18 protein-coding genes are annotated in these 20454 nt (G+C 43.6%); 2 read left to right on the forward strand and 16 right to left on the reverse strand.

What is annotated here, in order from left to right; genetic code table 11:
- Window positions 1–95 precede the first annotated feature (95 nt).
- A complete protein-coding gene (sstT, locus tag ABTQ23_RS13260) occupies window positions 96–1358 on the forward strand; it encodes a serine/threonine transporter SstT (protein WP_408616216.1) in 1263 nt (420 codons plus the stop codon).
- A 122-nt stretch (window positions 1359–1480) separates the two neighbouring features.
- On the opposite strand, the gene ABTQ23_RS13265 is transcribed toward sstT, so the two are convergent.
- From ABTQ23_RS13265 to ABTQ23_RS13300, 8 genes are all read right to left on the reverse strand, one after another.
- Window positions 1481–3574, reverse strand: coding sequence for a methyl-accepting chemotaxis protein (locus tag ABTQ23_RS13265; protein ID WP_408616217.1), 2094 nt, complete (start codon window positions 3572–3574; stop codon window positions 1481–1483).
- A gap of 80 nt (window positions 3575–3654) precedes the next feature.
- Entirely contained in the window at window positions 3655–4818 is a 1164-nt protein-coding gene (locus ABTQ23_RS13270) for an ABC transporter substrate-binding protein (protein ID WP_408616218.1), read from the reverse strand.
- Between the two features lie 275 nt (window positions 4819–5093).
- Window positions 5094–6350, reverse strand: a complete 1257-nt coding sequence (locus ABTQ23_RS13275) for a glutamate-5-semialdehyde dehydrogenase (RefSeq protein ID WP_408616219.1) — start codon at window positions 6348–6350, stop codon at window positions 5094–5096.
- Window positions 6347–7480 carry a glutamate 5-kinase gene (gene proB / locus ABTQ23_RS13280; protein ID WP_408616220.1) on the reverse strand — a complete coding sequence of 378 codons (1134 nt, stop codon included), beginning with the start codon at window positions 7478–7480 and terminating at the stop codon, window positions 6347–6349. The genes ABTQ23_RS13275 and proB overlap by 4 nt, the downstream gene beginning before the upstream one ends.
- 88 nt (window positions 7481–7568) lie before the next feature.
- Entirely contained in the window at window positions 7569–7964 is a 396-nt protein-coding gene (gene crl / locus ABTQ23_RS13285; protein WP_408616221.1) for a sigma factor-binding protein Crl, read from the reverse strand.
- Window positions 7965–8004: 40 nt separating this feature from the next.
- On the reverse strand, window positions 8005–9225 hold the full coding sequence (locus ABTQ23_RS13290) for an alpha/beta hydrolase (protein ID WP_408616222.1): 1221 nt from the start codon (window positions 9223–9225) through the stop codon (window positions 8005–8007).
- Between the two features lie 151 nt (window positions 9226–9376).
- Window positions 9377–9838, reverse strand: coding sequence for a xanthine phosphoribosyltransferase (gene gpt, locus ABTQ23_RS13295; protein WP_408616223.1), 462 nt, complete (start codon window positions 9836–9838; stop codon window positions 9377–9379).
- A gap of 34 nt (window positions 9839–9872) precedes the next feature.
- On the reverse strand, window positions 9873–11162 hold the full coding sequence (locus ABTQ23_RS13300; protein ID WP_408616224.1) for an NCS2 family permease: 1290 nt from the start codon (window positions 11160–11162) through the stop codon (window positions 9873–9875).
- 418 nt (window positions 11163–11580) lie between these two features.
- Here ABTQ23_RS13300 and ABTQ23_RS13305 point away from each other — a divergent pair, with 418 nt between their 5' ends.
- On the forward strand, window positions 11581–13044 hold the full coding sequence (locus ABTQ23_RS13305; RefSeq protein WP_408616225.1) for an aminoacyl-histidine dipeptidase: 1464 nt from the start codon (window positions 11581–11583) through the stop codon (window positions 13042–13044).
- Between the two features lie 41 nt (window positions 13045–13085).
- Here ABTQ23_RS13305 and dinB read toward each other — a convergent pair whose 3' ends face one another.
- The 8 genes from dinB to ABTQ23_RS13345 form a co-directional block, all read right to left on the reverse strand.
- Window positions 13086–14129 (reverse strand): DNA polymerase IV, encoded by a 1044-nt coding sequence (dinB, locus tag ABTQ23_RS13310; protein ID WP_408616226.1) that lies wholly within the window; start codon window positions 14127–14129, stop codon window positions 13086–13088.
- 59 nt (window positions 14130–14188) lie between these two features.
- Complete coding sequence (gene nqrM / locus ABTQ23_RS13315; protein WP_408616227.1) at window positions 14189–14413, reverse strand: (Na+)-NQR maturation NqrM; 225 nt, start codon at window positions 14411–14413, stop codon at window positions 14189–14191.
- Window positions 14414–14580: 167 nt separating this feature from the next.
- Window positions 14581–15804, reverse strand: coding sequence for an NADH:ubiquinone reductase (Na(+)-transporting) subunit F (gene nqrF, locus ABTQ23_RS13320; RefSeq protein WP_408616228.1), 1224 nt, complete (start codon window positions 15802–15804; stop codon window positions 14581–14583).
- Between the two features lie 24 nt (window positions 15805–15828).
- Window positions 15829–16437, reverse strand: coding sequence for an NADH:ubiquinone reductase (Na(+)-transporting) subunit E (gene nqrE / locus ABTQ23_RS13325; protein WP_408616229.1), 609 nt, complete (start codon window positions 16435–16437; stop codon window positions 15829–15831).
- A gap of 6 nt (window positions 16438–16443) precedes the next feature.
- Window positions 16444–17076, reverse strand: a complete 633-nt coding sequence (locus ABTQ23_RS13330; protein WP_408616230.1) for an NADH:ubiquinone reductase (Na(+)-transporting) subunit D — start codon at window positions 17074–17076, stop codon at window positions 16444–16446.
- The gene (locus tag ABTQ23_RS13335) at window positions 17069–17854 is read right to left on the reverse strand and encodes a Na(+)-translocating NADH-quinone reductase subunit C (RefSeq protein WP_408616231.1); all 786 of its coding nucleotides are present in this window, start codon (window positions 17852–17854) and stop codon (window positions 17069–17071) included. The genes ABTQ23_RS13330 and ABTQ23_RS13335 overlap by 8 nt, the downstream gene beginning before the upstream one ends.
- Window positions 17844–19055 carry an NADH:ubiquinone reductase (Na(+)-transporting) subunit B gene (locus ABTQ23_RS13340; RefSeq protein WP_408616232.1) on the reverse strand — a complete coding sequence of 404 codons (1212 nt, stop codon included), beginning with the start codon at window positions 19053–19055 and terminating at the stop codon, window positions 17844–17846. The genes ABTQ23_RS13335 and ABTQ23_RS13340 overlap by 11 nt, the downstream gene beginning before the upstream one ends.
- Before the next feature lie 2 nt (window positions 19056–19057).
- Complete coding sequence (locus ABTQ23_RS13345) at window positions 19058–20404, reverse strand: Na(+)-translocating NADH-quinone reductase subunit A (RefSeq protein WP_408616233.1); 1347 nt, start codon at window positions 20402–20404, stop codon at window positions 19058–19060.
- Window positions 20405–20454 lie beyond the last annotated feature (50 nt).

Here is a 20454-nt window from a genome sequence, read left to right on the forward strand (position 1 = left end):
GACAGCTGGAGCGCTGTCCTTATTTGTTTTCATCGGGCATCTTTTTTAGAGCAAATAGAAAAACCATTCAATAAAAAAATAATTAGAGAACCACCATGAAACAGACACAACCGTCTACACTGAGCGGGATGCTCAAATCCAACCTTATTGTGCAAATTTTAATAGGTATTATCATTGGTGCCATCGTTGGCTCTTGGGCTCCAAATTTTGCCAAAAATGATTTGGCGATGCTTGGCGAACTGTTTGTCAAAGCCCTGCAAGCCGTTGCGCCGATACTGGTGTTTATTTTGGTCATGTCAGCTATTGCCAACCATCGCCACGGTCGTGAAACCAATATAAAGTCCGTTCTGCTCCTTTATATATTCGGCACTTTTGCCGCCGCACTGACCGCTGTTGTATTTAGCTACCTGTTTCCAACTCACCTCAGTCTAAATGTTGCTGATACGACCCATCAACCGCCACAAGACATCGGTGTCGTGCTGCATACATTAGTCTTTAAATTGGTGCAAAATCCTATTCAAGCGTTAAGCTCTGGCAACTACATTGCGATTCTAGGTTGGGCCATTGGCATTGGCTTGGTATTACGTAAAGGCCAACAGAGCACCCGTGATGTGCTCAGTGATATCGCCGATGGTGTTTCCGCAATTGTGCGCACCATTATCCGTTTAGCGCCGCTGGGGGTTATGGGCCTTATCGCCAATACCATCGCCACCACAGGCTTTGCTGAGCTTTATAACTATGCTCATTTGATTGCTGTGCTATTAGGCGCGATGTTCACTATCGCACTGATTATCAACCCTCTTATTGTATTTGTCAGGTTGCGGCAAAACCCTTATCCGCTGGTATTTCGTTGCCTGAGAGAAAGTGGAATTACTGCATTTTTCACGCGCAGTTCAGCGGCGAACATTCCGGTAAATATGGAAATTTGTCGTTCTTTGAACTTAGATGAAGATACCTACTCGGTCTCAATTCCACTGGGTGCTACCATTAATATGGCAGGAGCCGCGATTACCATTACCACGTTGTCACTGGCTGCTGTGCACACTTTAGGGATCCACATTGATTTTGCCACTGCACTGTTATTGAGTGTCGTTGCAACTATCTCAGCTTGCGGGGCATCAGGGGTTGCCGGTGGCTCATTATTGCTCATTCCGCTGGCTTGTAATTTGTTCGGTATTCACAATGATATTGCCATGCAAGTGGTATTTGTTGGGATGACCATTAGTGTGATTCAAGATTCAGCAGAAACGGCTTTAAATAGCTCAACGGATGCGCTGTTTACCGCGGCTTGCTGCCTAAGCCCAAGTCAGTCGCTTAAAGAACGAGTCAAAAACGCATCAGTGCAAAGCCATTCATAGAACAAAATATAAGCCTCTGGCTGTTAGAACAGACAGAGGCTAGCAATCACTTCACCATCAATACTTGGATAAAAACACCCCGTACAGGCGCCTCTTATCCATATAGGCGTATGAGCTTTCAATCAAAAACGAAACTGATTCACGGCCTGATGTAATCGAGTAGAGAGTTCACTTAGCTGTTGACTCGATGAGTGGATTTCAGTGGCATTTTGTTCTGTTTCCTGACTGATCGTATTAATTCTCTCAACACTTTGTGCCGCAGCACTAGCGGCCTGATTTTGCGCATCAGCAGCAGTCGCTATCTGCTGGTTTAAATCGCGAATACTCGATACGCTATTACTGATGCTTTCAAAGGCTTTTGCCACTTCATCAGATTGTGCCACACTATGCTGAACTTGCTCTCGGCCCTCACTCATAATCGCTAACGTATCGGACGCATCTTTATTAAAGGTATCCAATATCCCTGCGATTTCAGTAGCTGATGACTGAGTTCTGCCCGCTAGCATTCTCACTTCATCGGCAACAACCGCAAACCCTCGTCCATGCTCACCGGCCCGCGCCGCTTCAATAGCTGCGTTTAGCGCCAATAGATTCGTTTGTTCAGTGATTTCACTAATCACCGTAAGAACAGAGATCACCTGCTGGCTAGTCTTAGCCAAGCGTTCCATCGCAATAGCTCCTTGCTCAATGCGCGAAGCCAGAAGAGAAATAGCTTGGGCAGACTGAAGTACGGTTGCAAGCCCTACTTCGGACTCCTGATAAGCACTTTGGGTCGCATCAAGAGCCCCAGAGGTAAACTCAACGGCTTGCGAGAAACTATGGGAAAGTTCCTCGACTGAAGTTGCAACTTGCGATGTTTCACCGTTCTGGCGATCAATACATTCACGACTGCGTTTGACTATCTGTTGGGTGGCACTAACCGAATGGCTTAATTCACGTTCAACTTGCGCAACAGAGCTAACAGTCTGCTGAATACGACTGATGAACCGATTAAAATAATCGGCGAGCAACAAGACTTCTCTCACACCACTAATATTCAAGCGACGCGTTAAATCGCCTTCACCTTCAGCAATATTAGCAAGTGCTTTGGTAATATTATCAAGGGGTTTGGTGATCATCCGAGTAATCAACATTGCAGCCAGAGTTAATACGACTAACACAATAATACAAACCACAATACTGCTGCGAGTCAGTTTGTTAATGGAAAGATTGGCTTGCGTTAATATCTGATCATTTTCCTGCTGTGAGGCACTCACCTGAGTGTTTGCCATCGAGCGCATCTGATTGGCCAGATTGAAAATTTCAAGACTTTGGTTATTTAACTGTAATTGCAATGCAAGACTCGCTTGGCGAGTCGCTAAAATAGAATTTTCAGGTGCAAACAATAGTGATTCAATCTGTTTTTTTTCATCTTCTAGAACAGTGACAGATTCTTTAAGTGTCGTGTCATTAGCAGCGCTGTCAGCGAGAGTTCGCAACTGTTTATCAATAAGCTCTAATAAAGGTAGCCCCGTATTTTTTTCTAAACTTATCAACTCAGCTTTTGTTTTAGCTATTTGTAACGCATATGCGGCATTTCCCAAACGCACCGAGGACTCAGTAAGAATCCGTGCGGCTGAGGTAATTCTATCTCTATCGCCTTCAATATAATCAAGCATGTTATCCGTTACTTTTTGCCAATCTTCAGAGGCAGATGTTGATGATAATTTTTTTGCGGCTCGCTGCAGTCGTCTTTTCAATCGTTTATTTTGCAGTGATACTTTACCGAGTAACGAATTAGCTTCTTTTTGAATCGTTCCAACATGGCTAGCAATTTCTGTTGAAAGTTTATTAATCGCTATTGAGTTATTTAAAAGCGCTAACTTCGCATTATAAAGTTGCGTCTGTTTTGTAGAAAACTCCTCCGAAATCTGGATGAGTTTAGGATTCATCGCGCTGGACTCTTCGCGATTAAGCTGCACTTGTTCAGCAGGTTTAGCGCCAAGGGCACTAATGGTATCGGCAACGGTTATCTTTAAGGTTTGGGCTAATTTCTGTGAGGTACTTTGCCCTATATTCATTAACTGTTCAGTCTGCTTTGAGTGGCTTGTCACTGATTGAGTTAAAGAGCCTGCCACATCACCTAACCAAAGCATCATCCCGGCGACAATGAGCACAGATAATAATGCTCCCGCCGACAACATCAATAATAGATGACGAATTGAAAACCGAAACATAGACATTCCTTGAACCTTCAAATTAAGCTGGCTGCATGGCAGCTAATTGAAGTCATCCCCCTAAGGGGATGACTTAACCGCTATTTCATCTGAGACCAATCCAATGGTTCATACTTGCCATTTTTAATAACTGTTGGCCAAACCATATGGCTAGCTTGATGCTGTGTGCTGCTATATGTGATAGGAACGCCGATGCCGATATCTAGATTTTTTAAGCTCTCTAGACCATCAATAACACCTTCGCGGGTCATAGATGGCGCAGCTTTTAGACCTTCGACAAAAATTTTGGCAACTAAATAACCTTCAAGAGAAACAAAGTCAGGCTGTAAATCACTATTATAGACTTGAAGATTTTTACGATATTCAACAACGCCTGGTAACTCGGAGGTTACATCAGGCACCACCTGAGTAACGATAACGCCCTCAGCATCATTGCCTAATGCTTTTAACAGTGGTGCACTGCCAACGAATGAAACGTTCAAAAATTTCACATCAGCAAAATCTTTGCGAGCTTCACGAATAAACTCAGCACACGGCGCGTATGCTCCAACCATAATAATGGCTTTAGGCTCAACTTGAGCATCTAGAATAGTGCTCAAAGCCTGCTCGACATTGGTCGTGTTGCGGGTATAACGGCCATGCGCCAAGAAATCAACATTACTAAATCCGGCCGCTTTAAGGGCTGCAACAGCGCCATTAAATCCGGCATCTCCATAACCATCATTCTGGGTAAAGAAAGCGATTTCTTCAGGTTTAATGCCAGAAGCTAATAAGTTTTTAACCATCGCGCCGGTTTCTTCGGCATAACTTGCGCGGTAATTAATCACATAGCGATCAGGGGGATCTTTGCGTAATACACCTGCGCCAGTGTATGCGCCAAATAACAAGGTTTTACTCGCGTTAGCAATCGGAACAGTAACAATTGCAGTGGGTGTGCCCACATTACCTAATACAGCAATCACACCATCACTAATGAGTTTATCCATGTTAGGTGCAGCTTTCGCTGGTTCATAACCATCGTCTAATGCAATCAGCTCTAACTTATTACCATTGACCCCGCCATTATCGTTAACATATTTAAAATAGCTTTCTATCCCGTTTTTTACACCATTACCTAACGCTTGAGCAGGTCCAGTCAAGGCTGCTGACATTCCTACTTTTACTGTCTGCGCCCAAGCCTGTGATGAAGCAATCAGTATGCCTGCGGCCAATATAGAAGACAGACATGTTTTTATCCGTACCATAACGGCTCCTTTGCCATTTCTTTTCAGTAAACGCTGAAACGAAGTATAGACAAGGGTTATGCAAAAAATGGCCAAATGTTAATAAACGACACAACAAATGAATAAATTTTCGAATAACACGCAAGTAATGCATTGGATTAAAAGATAAAAATGGGTTTAAAAAAACTAGGAGCAATAAGATAAAATGAAAGTAAATAAGGCTAATGAATGAGCCATCAAGCAAAAAAGCCATGGCTTTAACCATGGCTTTTCAATAAATAAGAGAGAAGTTATCGCTAATTTCGAATGAGATAATCCCCTACCCCAATCCATTTATAGCTAGTTAGTGCATCAAGTCCCATTGGCCCGCGAGCATGCAGTTTTTGGGTCGACACGGCCACTTCAGCCCCTAAACCAAACTGACCACCATCGGTAAAGCGAGTCGATGCGTTCACATAAACAGCTGCCGAGTCCACCTCATTCATAAAGCGCTGCGCATGATTAAGTGACTCAGTTAAAATAGCATCGGAATGGCTCGCGTTATGTTCTCGCATATGGTTTAGCGCTTCATCAATATCCGCAATGACTTTGACCGATAAAACCAAAGATAGCCATTCGGTATCAAAATCACTTTGTTCATCGGCTTTACGCACGCCTTTTGCGCTTTGCAAAAATTCCAACGCTTTAGCTTCTGCCACTAATTGCACACCAGCTTGATTCATCCGCTGCGCCAGTTTTGGCAAAAACTCAGGCGCAATGGCCGCATCGACTAACAACGTATCTAGAGAGTTACAGGTCGATGGTCGAGAAGTTTTTGAATTTTCAATCACATCCAGCGATTTTTGCTGATTAGCACTTGCATCAACAAAAATGTGACTAATTCCAAACCCGCCAATAATGACTGGAATAGTGCTATTTTCGCGACACATTCGATGTAAACCTTCGCCACCTCGGGGGATAATCATGTCGACATATTTATCCATGCGCAAAAATTCACTAACCCGTTCACGAGCAGGATCATCAATATATTGAATACATTCTTTAGGTAACTGAGCCTGAGCGAGTGCTTGCTGAATCACCTCAACAATCACCAAATTCGTGCGTAGTGTCTCTTTACCGCCACGCAAAATCGCCGCATTTCCTGTTTTAAGACACAACGATGCAATATCAATCGTCACATTCGGCCGCGCTTCATAAATCACGCCGACAACGCCAAGCGGAACGCGGCGACGACTTAAGCGCATGCCATTATCTAAAACCCGGCTTTCAAGTTCGCTACCAACAGGATCAGCAAGCTGAGTAACATGGCAAACATCTTCAGCAATTGCCATCAATCGCGCTTCATTAAGCGCCAAGCGATCAAGCATCGCATCACTCATGCCCTGCGTGCGAGCATTGTCTAAATCTTGCTGATTAGCACTAACAATTTTCTCAGCATTGGCTTTAAGCGCATCAGAAATCTGCATTAACACTTGGTTTTTCTGCTGATTGCCAAGTTTCATCAATACACTGGCAGCGACTTTGGCCCTCTGACCCATTGCTTCTAAATTCATTTAAATATATCTCCATCATTTGCCAGCTGTGTCACAACCAGATCATCGCGATGAACCGCTACATCGCCATACTGATAACCTAACAAAGACTCAATTTGCTCAGAATGATGCCCTTGTAATACACGAAGATCTTCAGCTTTGTAACGACTCAGTCCACGAGCAATTAACTGCTGCTCAGGATTATAGATATTTAACACCGCGCCCCTTGGAAAATCACCGGAGACTTCTTTAATACCTTTGGGTAACAAACTTGAACCGCGCTCTAAAACAGCCCGACAAGCGCCTTCATCGATAGTTATTTTGCCCTGAGCAGGAGGGCCTGCCAAGATCCACTGTTTACGATGCTCTAGTGGATTTACTAAACCAGGAAAACGTGTTCCGACCTCTTCACCATTAATCACGCGCTCAATAACCAATTCAGCTCGCCCAGCAGCAATCGTAACATTAATGCCAGCTCGGCGCGCAATATCAGCTGCCTGTAATTTAGTATACATGCCACCTGTGCCTAAACCACTGACGCTATCGCCCGCTAACTGGCGCAAGGTATCATCAATAACCTTCACCTCTTTAATCAACTGAGCATCAGGGTGTTTACGAGGGTCAGCGGTAAATAAGCCACGCTGGTCGGTTAGCAACAGTAATTGATCGGCATCGGCGAGCATGGCAACCCTTGCTGATAAGTTATCGTTATCGCCCACTTTAATTTCATTGGTTGCAACAGCATCATTCTCATTAATAATAGGAATAATGCCATGTTCGAGTACCGCTTGGAGCGCATCGCGTGCATTAAGATAACGTTCTCTATCCTCTAAATCAGCTCGCGTTAATAACAATTGGCCGACTTTAAGCTCATAGAGATCAAAAAGATTTTCCCAGACCCGAATTAAGCGGCTCTGTCCCACTGCTGCCAGCATCTGCTTTTCACTGATACTTAACTTAGCATGCCCTAGTTTGAGAAGTTCACGACCAGCGGCAATCGCACCAGAGGAGACCAATACGACACGATGGCCCTGCTGATGCAAATGCGCACACTGACGCACCAACTCAATCATGTGAGCCCTGTCTAAGCGAGTTTTTCCTCCAGTTAGGACACTGGTTCCCAATTTGACAACAATGGTTTCTTTGGACATGAAAATAACGACTTAAAAATAACGAAGGGAGCTAGTGTACCGGATTCAAGCGCTGTATTTACAGCGCTTTGTAATAAATTTTTATACCTTAAGCTGCGAGAACCTGACTGGCATCAAGACTCGGCGAAGGATGAAGCTCAATTTCCAATTTTTTAGTTTCTTGTGCTAATTTAGCGTAGAAATCCAGCAGAGTCTTCTTAACTGACTCACTATATTTATCTGGAATCGCGCGTTCACTCCATTGCCCTTGCTGGTCAAAAAAACCATACCAGTATTGATATTCAAAACAACCTTGCTCGGTGACACCTAAAGTCAGCCACCAACCATAAAACTCGCGTTTTTCCGGTTCAAGGCGAGTATTAGCGCATTCACTTAAACAATCAAAAAAATATTCTTCTTCACTGCTTAGCGGTTTTCTTAGATAAGGGCCAAGAGAATTGAAACGGCTAATTAATCTTCCATGAGAAGGCCAACTCGTGCTCATATATCCATCCTGTGCTGAATTTGATTCCCCGAATTTCTATTTACCCATAGCTCAATTGATTTTTCAACCAATGGACGACTTTTCCTGCCACTTTCACTGGCTGATCACTAAAATCCGGACCTTTTAATACGACCTGTTCACTTGTATCGGCCATTAATGACAGCTCTTTAATATCATCTTTATTGGCCAGCAAACTGGATTGATGATAAATCACTAATAGCTGCCCGGGCCAACTGCGACGCTTAAGCAATCCTTGAGCTTTAAGTGAAAACGGCTGTAGTTGGGCTGCTACATATGGCCACTGACTGCTATCTGAGCCTAAAAAGCTCGCTAATCCATCGCGAAACATCTGTGGTAATTGCCGATTGCTTTCAACTTGAGAAAAAAGGCTAGAAACAGCTGGCTCAAGACATATAACATTATGTATTTTTTCACAATTTAACTGTGCCAGTTTAACAGCAGTCGGGACACTGAAGCGATAACCAAGCAATGCTATATGGGTACTTAGAATGTATGGTGAATCAATCATTGCCTCTAAAAAGCGCTGATAAACTTTTACCGAATGTTGTTGCCAAGCAAAATCACTTAACCCATGAGAGCCAAAAAATTCAATCACCAGCATTGCGATGCCCGCTTTTGCTAACCCTTCACGATACAATGCGAACCACTCGGGATAAAGTTGTGACCAGTCGGCTAGCACAATCACCAAGGGAACAGACTGCTCCGTGGTTGGTAAATGTAGGTAGCCTCGCGCAACTTTGCCTGCAATCTCAATGTTAATCTGCTCAAATTTTTCGACATCATCTCGCAAATTCATCGCTTTTTTATAATAGCTATTCATGAGCGGATGAGCTTTTACCCCTAATGGATCATGGCGAAGATGCGGATAGTCAGCGATGCAAGCTGCCATAGCGGCAGGTAAAAACTGCTCTTTGGAGGCCAAACTAACACTATGGCGCAGCCATTCATAACACCAGCAGCCTGGGCGGTAGCCAACCACGGTATCGAGCAGGTAATTACTACGTGGTGCGGTTGCACTGGCAATATTCGCCATTATGGCGCCAATATCGAGTGCCGACAGTCCCATAAATGACCACCCATAGCGCAATATCATTCGATACCAATGACTTTGTTCTTGATGTGTTCGCAGTAAATTTTTAGGTTGGCTATGGATATTTTTAATAAAGGCAGAATTAGCTAGCGTGGATGTTTCGGCCACGGTGCGTTGCTGTTGAAACAACTGCTCTGAGCGTGTCAGCACAAAGCCTCCTTGAATGGATGTGAGCCCAAGAATAGCTCATATTCAGAATGTCGCCTAAGGAGCGCTTATTCTAACATCGGGGCAATTACAGATACAATAAAGCCATAGCAATGCTATGGCTTTATTAGCTTAACACTTAATAAATGTTTACCTATTCTTGCTCACAAATAGGTTTCACATAAATTTCTGCCATATCCCAAGGCTGCTCAATCCATGTGCCCTGAGGTACTTCTCTGACAAAATCATCGACTAAGGGTTTGCCTTGTGGTTTAGCGTAAACTGTTACGAAGTGCGCTTTAGGGTACATTTGACGAATTGCTTGAGCAGTACCGCCTGTATCCACTAAATCATCGATAACAATAAAGCCTTCACCATCTGTTTCAGCTTTTTTAAGAACTTTCAGGTCACGTTGATTATCGTGATCGTAACTAGAGATACACACCGTATCTACATAACGAATTCCCAGTTCTCGAGCCAAAACTGATGCAGGTGCAAGCCCACCGCGACTCACAGCAATAATGCCAGTCCACTGTGTAGCAGGCATCAACCGTTTAGCCAATGTTCTTACGTCTCGTTGCATCGTCTCCCACGAGACGTGAAATTTATCTGTCATAAAGACCCCAGATTTACTTACCTTTTGCTTTGCGTTAACCGAATGCGAATTTAACGATGAAGATCACCGCTAAACACCAAACGCTTATAGAAACTTGTTTATAACGGCCACTGAGCAGTTTGATCACCGCGTAAGAGATAAAACCAAGTGCAATCCCATCAGCGATAGAATAAGCAAGAGGCATCATAATCGCAGCAATAACTGCAGGAGCCGCTTCTGTTAAATCGTTCCACTCAATGTGAGACAGGCTAGAAACCATCAGCACACAAACATAAAACAATGCGCCAGCTGTTGCGTATTCTGGAATCATCTCAGCCAAAGGTGAGAACAATAATGCCAGAATGAACAAGAAGCCAACGACGACTGCTGTTAAACCAGTACGACCACCAGCTTCAACACCAGAGCCACTTTCAATATAGCTAGTTGTACTTGAAGTACCAAAGATAGTACCAATAACAGTTGCAGATGAATCAGCTAATAGAGCTTTGTTCAAGCGAGGCAAGTTACCTTTTGCATCCAAAAGATTCCCGCGCTGAGCTACCGCCATTAAAGTACCCGCAGTGTCAAACAAATCAACGAATAGGAACGCAAAAATCACACTGATCATTGATACTTTAAATGCACCAGCAATATCCAGCTGCAAGAATGTTTTATCAATACTTGGTGGAGCAGAAATAATGCCGTGGTATTGAACCATGCCAAAACACAATGAGATCACTGAAATCGCTAAAATAGAGATCAACACACTGCCTTTAATTTTCAGAGCATCAAGCGCGATGATGATGAAAAAGCCGAGTGCAGCCAGCAGTGTTTCAGGGCTTTTTAAACTGCTCATGCCAACTAAAGTTGCATCGTTATTAACCACAATGCCGGCATTTTTTAGCGCAATAAAGCCGAGGAACAAACCAATCCCAGCAGCGATACCTAAGCGTAAACTCTGCGGAATTGAGTTAATCACCCATTCTCGAATCTTAAATAGACTCAGAGCGATGAAAATACATCCTGATAAGAAAACTGCGCCTAATGCAACGTTCCAGCTATAGTGCATGTGAAGGACAACAGTATAAGTAAAGAACGCGTTTAGCCCCATACCAGGTGCCAGTGCGATAGGATAATTAGCCCAGAAACCCATAATGAAGCTACCAGCTGCTGCGGCTAAACAGGTGGCTACAAATACAGAGCCCTGATCCATTCCTGCGTCCTTCAGGACAGATGGGTTAACGAAAATGATGTATGCCATCGTCAAAAACGTTGTTAACCCGGCGATCACTTCGGTACGCACGTTAGTATTGTGCTCACGAAGTTTAAATAATTTTTCTAACATATTCCTATTCCTATTATTAGACCGTTATGGCGGCACTCCGACCACCGGCAGAAAGAGGGGGATATAAAGCGCGGTATTATAAATCCCATCGTATAGGTTGACTAGAGCTGATTCAACGATTCCCTGAAGTTTTTGGCCCTTAAAAATAGCGCTGTAAAGGCATTATTACTGGTTTTAAATCGTTTTGTATATTATTTATGCAAATCAATTACGCCCGTTTCTTCTATATTGATAAAAACGTTGTTTTCAGCGTGTTAAATAACAGTAAATCTATGTTAACTCTTGAAACTTTAGAGATTCGTTGACTAAGCATTTTTATACAGTTGAATCCTCGTGAGCAAAATCACCACTGCCTAGTGTCATCCATAGCAAAAGACGTTAGAATCAGTGCAATCTAACATCGATCAAGAGGTCTATTTTGACAAAGCTTAGCGAACTTAACCCTCAGCCCCTATGGCAGTTTTTTGAGAAAATTTGCTCCATTCCTCATCCTTCATACCATGAACAAGCATTAGCCGAATGGATTATGAATTGGGCAAAAGAAAAAGGCCTTGAAGCAAAACGCGATGAAACGGGTAACATTTTCCTGCGTAAAGCAGCAACCAAAGGCATGGAAAATCGCAAAGCAGCTATTTTACAAGCACACCTTGATATGGTTCCGCAGGCAAATTCCGACACCAAACACGATTTTGCCAAAGATCCAATTGAAGCCTATGTGGATGGCGAATGGGTCAAAGCCAAAGGAACCACACTTGGCTCTGATAACGGTATTGGTTTAGCAAGTATTCTAGCTGTTTTTGATGCCGAACATATTGCCCATGGTCCACTTGAAGCCCTGTTAACCATGACCGAAGAAGCTGGCATGGATGGCGCATTTGGATTAAAACCCGGTTGGTTAGATGGTGAAATATTAATCAACACCGATTCTGAAACCGAAGGTGAAATTTATATGGGATGTGCCGGTGGCGGTGACACTCACGTCAAATTTGCCATCGATTATCAAGACGCACCAGCAGGTCAAGCAATTACGATTAGCATTAAAGGCCTTAAAGGTGGCCATTCAGGTGCAGATATTCACACGGGTCGCGCCAACGCGAATAAGTTATTAGCACGGTTACTCAGCGAACTTGCCAAACACAGTGAATATTCACTAGAGAGCTTTAATGGTGGGAACCTGCGTAATGCTATTCCTCGTGAAGCACATTGCACAATTGTACTTGGCAACGATAAGCTAAGTGAGCTGGAAGAATTTATCGATACCTTCCAGGCAACTTTAGAAAGTGAACTGGGTGCCATTGAAACCAATCTGACGATTGGCGTTGAAACCGGTGAAGCGGTGCAACAAGTCTTTGCACCAGATTTTGCCAATCGCTTCATTCAGGCACTCAATGCATGCCCGAACGGCGTCATCAGCATGAGCCATGAGATCAAAGGAGTGGTTGAAACTTCTCTTAATATGGGGGTTGTTGAAACAACTGAAGATGGTCTGATTAAAATTAACTTTTTAGTCCGCTCTTTAGTTGATAGCCACCGTCGTCATGTTGAAGATGTCTTAGCTTCCCTATTTACTCTGGCACAAGCTGATATTTATTCCACCGGTGGTTACCCTGGCTGGAAACCTGATGCGAACTCGCCAATTATGAAAGTAGTGCGGGATGTTTATTCAAATCTCTATGGTGAACTGCCAAATATTATGGTGATTCACGCAGGACTTGAATGTGGTTTGTTCAAAACATCCTATCCTCACTGGGATATGGTTTCTTTTGGACCAACGATTAAATTTCCACACTCACCAGATGAAAAAGTCGAAATTGTCACTGTCGAAAAATACTGGCAGTTACTACTGGCGACATTGAAAAACATACCGCAAAAAGATGCCTAATTGTTTTGCTTGGTAACGACAGAGGGCTTGATGCCCTCTTTTTAATGATCAAAGCTCAAGCTGAGCTGCTGATGTTTTTCATCACATAAAGAGACTGATAATCCAACTAATCGCACTTTTTTGCCTCGCCCTCGCTGATAGGCCTTTGCTATAAGTGCTTGCAATTCGCTGACATACAAATCACTACTGCGACAAGCAACGGTAGTTTGGGTAAAATCTGTAAACTTCAATTTAACCTGCACACCATTAAAACTGCGCTTACCAAGGCGAGCTTTAAGCTCTGGTAACTGAGCAAGCAGCGCCTGTAAACACTGACTAGCGGTTGCAAAATCACTGGGATAAGTATGTTCAACGCCGATTGATTTTCGAATGCGGGTCGGCTCAACACTGCGCTCATCAATCCCTTGGCTACGCTGATGTAAAATTGGGCCAAACTTACCAAACCACTGGCTAAGTTGTTCAGGACTATGTGCCAAAACATCGGCACCGGTAAATAAGCCAAACTCTTGCAAGCGTTGCCAAGTACGAGGACCAACCCCTGGAATTTTATTTAATTGCACGTCTCGAGCAAAGCGGCTTGCTTGCTCAGGAGCAATTACAAATAAACCATCGGGCTTGTTTTCCTCTGATGCGATTTTGGCCAGAAATTTATTTGGCGCGACACCAGCTGATGCGGTTAATGCAGTCTTAGCCAATATTTGCCGACGAATTTCTTCAGCCATTAATGTGGCGCTGCCTTGGCACAATGAAACATCGGTGACATCTAAATAAGCTTCATCTAGCGAGAGAGGCTCAACCAAAGGCGTAAAAGAGAGAAAGATCTCACGGATTTGTGCAGAAACCTCTTTATATAGAGCCATCCGGCCTCGAACTAAAACCAAATGAGGACATAATTTTAAGGCCTGAGCAGTTGGCATTGCAGAATGGATACCATAACGGCGTGCAGGATAATTACACGTAGCAATCACTCCACGCGTTTCTCTGGAGCCACCAATTGCAATTGGCACCTCTTTAAGAGCCGGATTGTCTCGCATCTCAACTGCTGCATAAAAGCAGTCCATATCGACGTGGATAATTTTACGCATAAAAAAATAGCTGTATGGATATACAGCTATTTTAGCAGTTATGGGTAAAAAGTCACCATTTAGATGATGCGGTTTTCTTCTCTAATTTGCGCAAGGCGCTTTTCTTTGGCCATTTTGGCTTTGCGCTTTTCACATGGCTCAGGACAATCACAAACCTTTTCCAACCCTAAAGCTGCAATTCCCCCACAACTGCCTGAGATAGTTTTGCGCTGAATAATATAGCCAACGGACATGGCCGCGATGATCACCAGAAAAACAGCGAATGTGATCAGAAAATACGTCATATATTCACCACTAAAAATTTGCCTGATGAAATATTCATCAAGACGATACCTTTATTTTCGCCAATCTGCCTGACAGATGCAAATATCAGCTTAAACACATACAAAAAAGCCAGTGACATTTTACGCAGATTACTGCAGGTCACTGGCTATTCATTAGTTGCTATAAGTTAGCCACCGAAGTCATCGAGAAGAATATTCTCATCTTCAACACCTAAATCATGCAACATCTTAATGACTGCCGCATTCATCACTGGCGGACCACACATGTAGTATTCACAGTCTTCAGGCGCTTCATGATCTTTGAGATAATTTTCATAAAGCACGTTATGAATAAAGCCTGTTTTACCAGTCCAGTTATCTTCTGGAATTGGATCCGATAACGCCACATGCCATTCAAAGTTATCGTTCTCTTCTTGAAGCTCATCAAAGTCTTCAACATAGAACATTTCACGTTTTGAACGAGCGCCATACCAGAAACTAACTTTACGTTTGGTATGTAACCGGCGCAGTTGGTCGAAGATATGACTACGCATTGGCGCCATACCTGCCCCACCGCCAATAAATACCATTTCTGCATCGGTATCTTTAGCGAAGAACTCACCAAATGGGCCACTAATGGTCACTTTATCGCCTGGTTTCAAGCTAAAGATGTAAGATGACATGCGCCCTGGTGGCACATGTGGATTTCTTGGTGGCGGAGTCGCAATACGCACGTTCAGCATAATAATCCCTTCTTCTAAAGGATAGTTAGCCATTGAATACGCACGAATTGTTTCATCTTCTGTTTTAGCTTTTAGATCAAAGAAGTTAAAACGCTCCCAATCATCTCGAAAACGCTCAGGGATATCGAAATCTTTAAATGCGATATCATAAGCTGGCGCTTCAATTTGAATATAGCCACCTGCTCTAAATGGGACGCTTTCACCATCAGGAATTTGCAGTTTTAGCTCTTTAATAAAAGTGGCGCGGTTTTCATTAGAAATGACTTCACATTCCCATTTTTTGATACCGAACACTTCTTCTGGTAGCTCAATTTTAAGGTCATTTTTAACCGCTACCTGACAAGACAAGCGGCATCCTTTGCGAGCTTCGCGTTTGCTAATATGATCAAGCTCCGTTGGCAGAATATCACCGCCACCTTCTTTAATGACAACACGACACTGACCACAGGAACCGCCACCACCACATGCTGATGAAACGAAGATACCTGAATTGGCCAACGCACCTAGCAACTTAGTACCAGGGTGGGCAATGACCATTTTGTCTGGATCGTCATTAATTTCAATTTTGACGTCACCTGTACTGACCAGTTTCGATTTGGCGAATAAAATAAGGACCACCAGCACGAGAACGATCAAGGTAAACATCGCTACGCCGAGAACAATTTCCATCGACTCAATCCTTGTTTGTTAAAACTAAAGCTGGACACCAGAGAATGACATAAAACTCATGGCCATAAGACCCGCAGTCAGGAATGTAATCCCCAAGCCACGCAAACCAGCTGGTACATCAGAATACTTCATTTTTTCACGGATACCGGCCAAAGCAACGATTGCTAACAACCAACCGAAGCCACTACCAAAGCCATAAACCACTGATTCAACAAAATCGTATTGGCGTTGAACCATAAATGACACACCACCAAAAATTGCACAGTTCACAGTAATCAGAGGCAGGTAGATACCCAGTGCGTTATAAAGTGCTGGAACATAACGGTCTAGAATCATTTCTAGAATCTGAACCAACGCTGCAATCACGCCGATGAATGTGATGAACCCTAAGAAGCTCAAATCGACATTAGGCAATCCAGCCCACGCCAATGCACCAGGCGCTAACAGGTGAAAATAGATGACTTGGTTAGCTGGAACAGAGATCCCCAACACCACAGTCACTGCAATCCCTAAACCCAGTGCAGTTTTAACTTTTTTCGATACAGCCAGAAATGTACACATCCCCAACAGAAACGACAGTGCCATGTTTTCAATGAACACTGATTTAACGAAAATACTGATTAAATGTTCCATTGTTTATTACTCCTTGGGTTCCTGCTGTTCGGGATGCCAGGTTCGCATCGCCCAGATCAGTAAGCCAATCACGAAGAAGGCACTCGCTGGGAGCAATAACAAGCCGTTCGGGTGATACCATCCGCCCTGTGAAATCAATGGCAGAATTTTAAAGCCAAAAATAGAACCTGACCCTAATAATTCACGAATGAAGCTGACCACCATTAAGATTGCGCCATAGCCTAAACCATTACCAATCCCATCAAGGAAACTGTCCCATGGCGGACTTTTCATCGCATATGCTTCAGCTCGTCCCATCACGATACAGTTGGTAATAATCAAACCAACATAAACGGATAACTGTTTGGACACATCATAAGCCACCGCCCGTAAAATCTGGTCTACTACGATAACTAACGAAGCAATAATTGCCATCTGCACAATAATTCGCACACTAGATGGGATATGATTACGAATCATTGAAATAAATAAGTTCGAAAATGCTGTTACAACAGTCAATGCAACTGCCATCACAAAGGCATTTTGCATTTTACTGGTCACAGCCAAAGCCGAACAAACCCCCAACACCTGCAAGGTAATCGGGTTATTAGCAATAATCGGTCCAAAGAGAATCTTTTTGGTTTCTTTTGCATTAGCCATTGTTCAGTTCTCCTTGACGTAATTTGGCCAGATATTTGGAGTAACCCAAAGAGCCTAGCCAGAATTTCAGAGTATTTCTGACACCATTACTGGTCAACGTCGCCCCCGCAAGTGCATCGACCTGCGACGGTGCATTTGGATTTGCGCCACCTTTAATCAAGGTTAAAGCAGGCTTGTAATTAGCATCATAGAGCTTTTTACCCGGAAACTCAGCTCGCCACCCAGGATTTTCAACCTGCGCACCAAGTCCTGGAGTTTCGCCTTGTTCATAATAGATAATGCCTTTAACTGTATTGCCATCAGGTGCTACAGCTAAGAAAGCATACATCATTGACCACAAACCGCGCCCATGAATTGGTAAAATTACCCGATCGAGTTTGCCATTATCATCATGCACTAAATAAACAGTCGCATAATTTGAACGACGTTTAATCCCTGCGCCATCTTGATCCTGGCTTAAAGCCATGCTCATTGATGGCTCTTCAGCTGCTGCACGTTGATCAAACGTCACCGGATTAATTTTACTGGTCGGAACATATTCGCCGGTGTTGAGGTTAACAACTTTCGGTTCAATCCGTTTGTCATACACATCAGTGATTGATTTACCTTTATAATCAACACCTGAAACCTGCAAAATATTGGTCTGTTTATTGACCTTTTTATTGTGATCCTGCATTCCTTTGAGCCCAACTGCAGCTCCTGAGACCACAATCGAACAGATCAGGCTAATACCAATCACAACTGAAAGTGTTTTTCCTAGTGAGTCATTACCCGACATTACGTGCCATCCTCCGCTTAATATTGGCCTGAACAACGAAATGGTCAAACAGTGGTGCAAATAGGTTCGAGAACAGAATCGCCAGCATCATCCCTTCAGGGAAGGCAGGGTTAACAACTCGAATAAAGACCACCATGGCACCAATTAAAATGCCATACCACCAACGTCCTTTGTTCGTAAAGGATGCCGAAACCGGATCTGTTGCCATAAAGAACATGCCTAAAGCAAATCCGCCCATGACCAAATGCCAATATGCTGGAACTGCAAACATATAGTTAGTAGTTGAACCGATAAGATTAAACATTGTACTAATGGCCGTCATGCCAATAATGACCCCAAGCACGATTCGCCATGAAGCGATTCGCGTATACATAATGACCAAGCCACCAAGCAGCAACAAGAACGTAGATGTTTCCCCTACAGAACCTTGCATGAAGCCAAAAAATGCATCTTGCCAAGTGATTCCTGCATGCGCCAGAGCAGATACCCCACCGTTAGCGGCGACGCTTAACGAAGTCGCACCAGAAAAGCCATCAACAGCTGTCCAAACAGCATCTCCCGACATATTTATTGGATATGCGAAGAACAAAAATGCGCGGCCAGCAAGAGCAGGGTTAAGGAAGTTTTTACCGGTGCCACCAAAGACTTCTTTAGCAATCACAACGCCGAATGTGACCCCTAAAGCGACTTCCCACAAAGGAATAGTCGGAGGTAATGTCATCGTGAACAGAATCGAAGTAACAAAGAAACCTTCATTCACCTCGTGATTTCTGACCATTGAAAATAAAACTTCCCAGAAACCACCAACAATGAAAGTAACGGCATAAATTGGCACAACAAAGCAAGCGCCATAGAGCGTATTAGCGACCCAACCAGCATTAGCTCCCATCGGAACGCCAAATAGGTTCAATAACCAAGTATGCCAATCGGCAAAAGGCGACATCCCTGCGGCTATCGCATGGTTTGCTTGAGCACCAACGTTATACATGCCAAAAAACAATGCTGGAAGCAGCGCTGCCCAAACGATAATCATCATTCGTTTAAGATCAAGATTATCGCGAACGTGAGTTAAGCCTTTGGTAACTGTCCCAGGAGAATATAAAAACGTTGCCGTTGCTTCATACAACGCAAACCATTTTTCATATTTCCCACCCGGTAGGAAATTAGGTTCAATTTTCTCAAGATAATGCTTCAGACTCATGCTTAACCCTCCGCTTCAATTTTGGCTAAACACTGGCGAAGCACAGGACCGTACTCGTACTTGCCCGGACAAACAAATGAACATAAGGCCAAATCTTCTTCTTCAAGTTCCAGACAACCGAGTTGCTGAGCACTATCAGTATCGCCACTTAGCAAATCACGCAACAACATGGTTGCTAAGATATCAAGCGGCATCACCCGTTCATATAAACCAATCGGCACCATCGCTCTTTCACTACCACCGGTTGTGGTGGTCATTGCGAATTTTTTGGCGCGATTAAGATGCGAAGAAAAGACGCGAGCTAAAGAGAATTTATTACTTCCCGGTACAGCCCAACCTAAGAATTCTTTATCGATGCCCTCTTTAAGCACACTCACCTGATGGTGATAGCGACCTAAATAAGCATGAGGTCCTTCGGCTGTCATCCCGCACAAAACGCTGCCAGAGATAATACGCAGTGGGCCATCTTCACTTTTAAGCTCACCTTCGCATATTTCATCTAAAGCGGCTCCGAGCTCAGTAATAACTAAGCGCGGCTCTTTAACCTCTGGGCCAGCTAGCGAAATGACTCGTTCGGCGTCAATTTTACCGGTGGTAAACAATTTACCGAAGGCAATCACATCCTGATAATTAATCGTCCAGACTCGCCGTGCGAGGCTCACCGGTTTTAAGAAGTGAATATGTGTTCCTGCCAGACCTGCCGGATGCGGGCCGACAAAGGTTTCTTCGCGAATATTGCCAGCCTTAGCCGATGGCAATGATTGCTCGCCTTTACAGACAAATACTTCACCCTCAGTTAATTTACTAAGAATGAGCAATCCATCGGTATAGGCTTTCGCATTACGCTCAATAATCGGTTTTGCATCGGCCGCTAATGGATTGGTATCCATTGCTGTCACAAAAATGGCAGCTGGCTTAGCATCAATGGCTGGAATATGGCTAAATGGACGGCTTTTAAATGCACTCCACTGACCAGACTGAACCAGTTTATCGACAATTTGTTGCCGAGAAATTGATTCCAACTGATCCATTGTGATGGCACCGAAGTCTTTGCCAGGTTGCTCATTTTTCTTAATCACAACCGATTGTAAAACACGCCGGGCACCACGGTTAATCGCAACGATTTCTCCTGAAGCTGGTGCTGTAAAAATAATGCCGGGGTTCTTTTTGTCTTCAAATAAGACGTCGCCTTGGATAACTTGATCGCCGACTTTGACTTTCATTGTCGGACGCATACCGACATATTCTTCGCCAAGAACAGCAACGTGAGCACAAGAGACTTTATCCGTAATCTGCTGCTTTGGAGCACCAGTGATTGGTACATCCAATCCTTTTTTTATTGAAATCATACTCTCTTACACAGTTAATTGAGTCGGAAGATGAGTGATTGTTTAATGCT

Origin of the sequence: Celerinatantimonas sediminis (genome assembly GCF_046054195.1) — a bacterium.
Classification (GTDB): domain Bacteria; phylum Pseudomonadota; class Gammaproteobacteria; order Enterobacterales; family Celerinatantimonadaceae; genus Celerinatantimonas.

Excerpts from the sequence above, each read along its gene's own strand:
- ABTQ23_RS13300 (WP_408616224.1), bottom strand. The coding sequence starts at position 11,162 with ATGTTAGAAAAATTATTTAAACTTCGTGAGCACAATACTAACGTGCGT.
- proB (WP_408616220.1), bottom strand. The coding sequence starts at position 7,480 with ATGTCCAAAGAAACCATTGTTGTCAAATTGGGAACCAGTGTCCTAACT.
- nqrM (WP_408616227.1), bottom strand. The coding sequence starts at position 14,413 with ATGACGTATTTTCTGATCACATTCGCTGTTTTTCTGGTGATCATCGCG.
- nqrE (WP_408616229.1), bottom strand. The coding sequence starts at position 16,437 with ATGGAACATTTAATCAGTATTTTCGTTAAATCAGTGTTCATTGAAAAC.
- ABTQ23_RS13265 (WP_408616217.1), bottom strand. The coding sequence starts at position 3,574 with ATGTTTCGGTTTTCAATTCGTCATCTATTATTGATGTTGTCGGCGGGA.
- ABTQ23_RS13345 (WP_408616233.1), bottom strand. The coding sequence starts at position 20,404 with ATGATTTCAATAAAAAAAGGATTGGATGTACCAATCACTGGTGCTCCA.
- nqrF (WP_408616228.1), bottom strand. The coding sequence starts at position 15,804 with ATGGAAATTGTTCTCGGCGTAGCGATGTTTACCTTGATCGTTCTCGTG.
- gpt (WP_408616223.1), bottom strand. The coding sequence starts at position 9,838 with ATGACAGATAAATTTCACGTCTCGTGGGAGACGATGCAACGAGACGTA.
- ABTQ23_RS13275 (WP_408616219.1), bottom strand. The coding sequence starts at position 6,350 with ATGAATTTAGAAGCAATGGGTCAGAGGGCCAAAGTCGCTGCCAGTGTA.
- ABTQ23_RS13340 (WP_408616232.1), bottom strand. The coding sequence starts at position 19,055 with ATGAGTCTGAAGCATTATCTTGAGAAAATTGAACCTAATTTCCTACCG.
- ABTQ23_RS13335 (WP_408616231.1), bottom strand. The coding sequence starts at position 17,854 with ATGTCGGGTAATGACTCACTAGGAAAAACACTTTCAGTTGTGATTGGT.
- dinB (WP_408616226.1), bottom strand. The coding sequence starts at position 14,129 with ATGCGTAAAATTATCCACGTCGATATGGACTGCTTTTATGCAGCAGTT.
- ABTQ23_RS13270 (WP_408616218.1), bottom strand. The coding sequence starts at position 4,818 with ATGGTACGGATAAAAACATGTCTGTCTTCTATATTGGCCGCAGGCATA.
- crl (WP_408616221.1), bottom strand. The coding sequence starts at position 7,964 with ATGAGCACGAGTTGGCCTTCTCATGGAAGATTAATTAGCCGTTTCAAT.
- ABTQ23_RS13330 (WP_408616230.1), bottom strand. The coding sequence starts at position 17,076 with ATGGCTAATGCAAAAGAAACCAAAAAGATTCTCTTTGGACCGATTATT.
- sstT (WP_408616216.1), top strand. The coding sequence starts at position 96 with ATGAAACAGACACAACCGTCTACACTGAGCGGGATGCTCAAATCCAAC.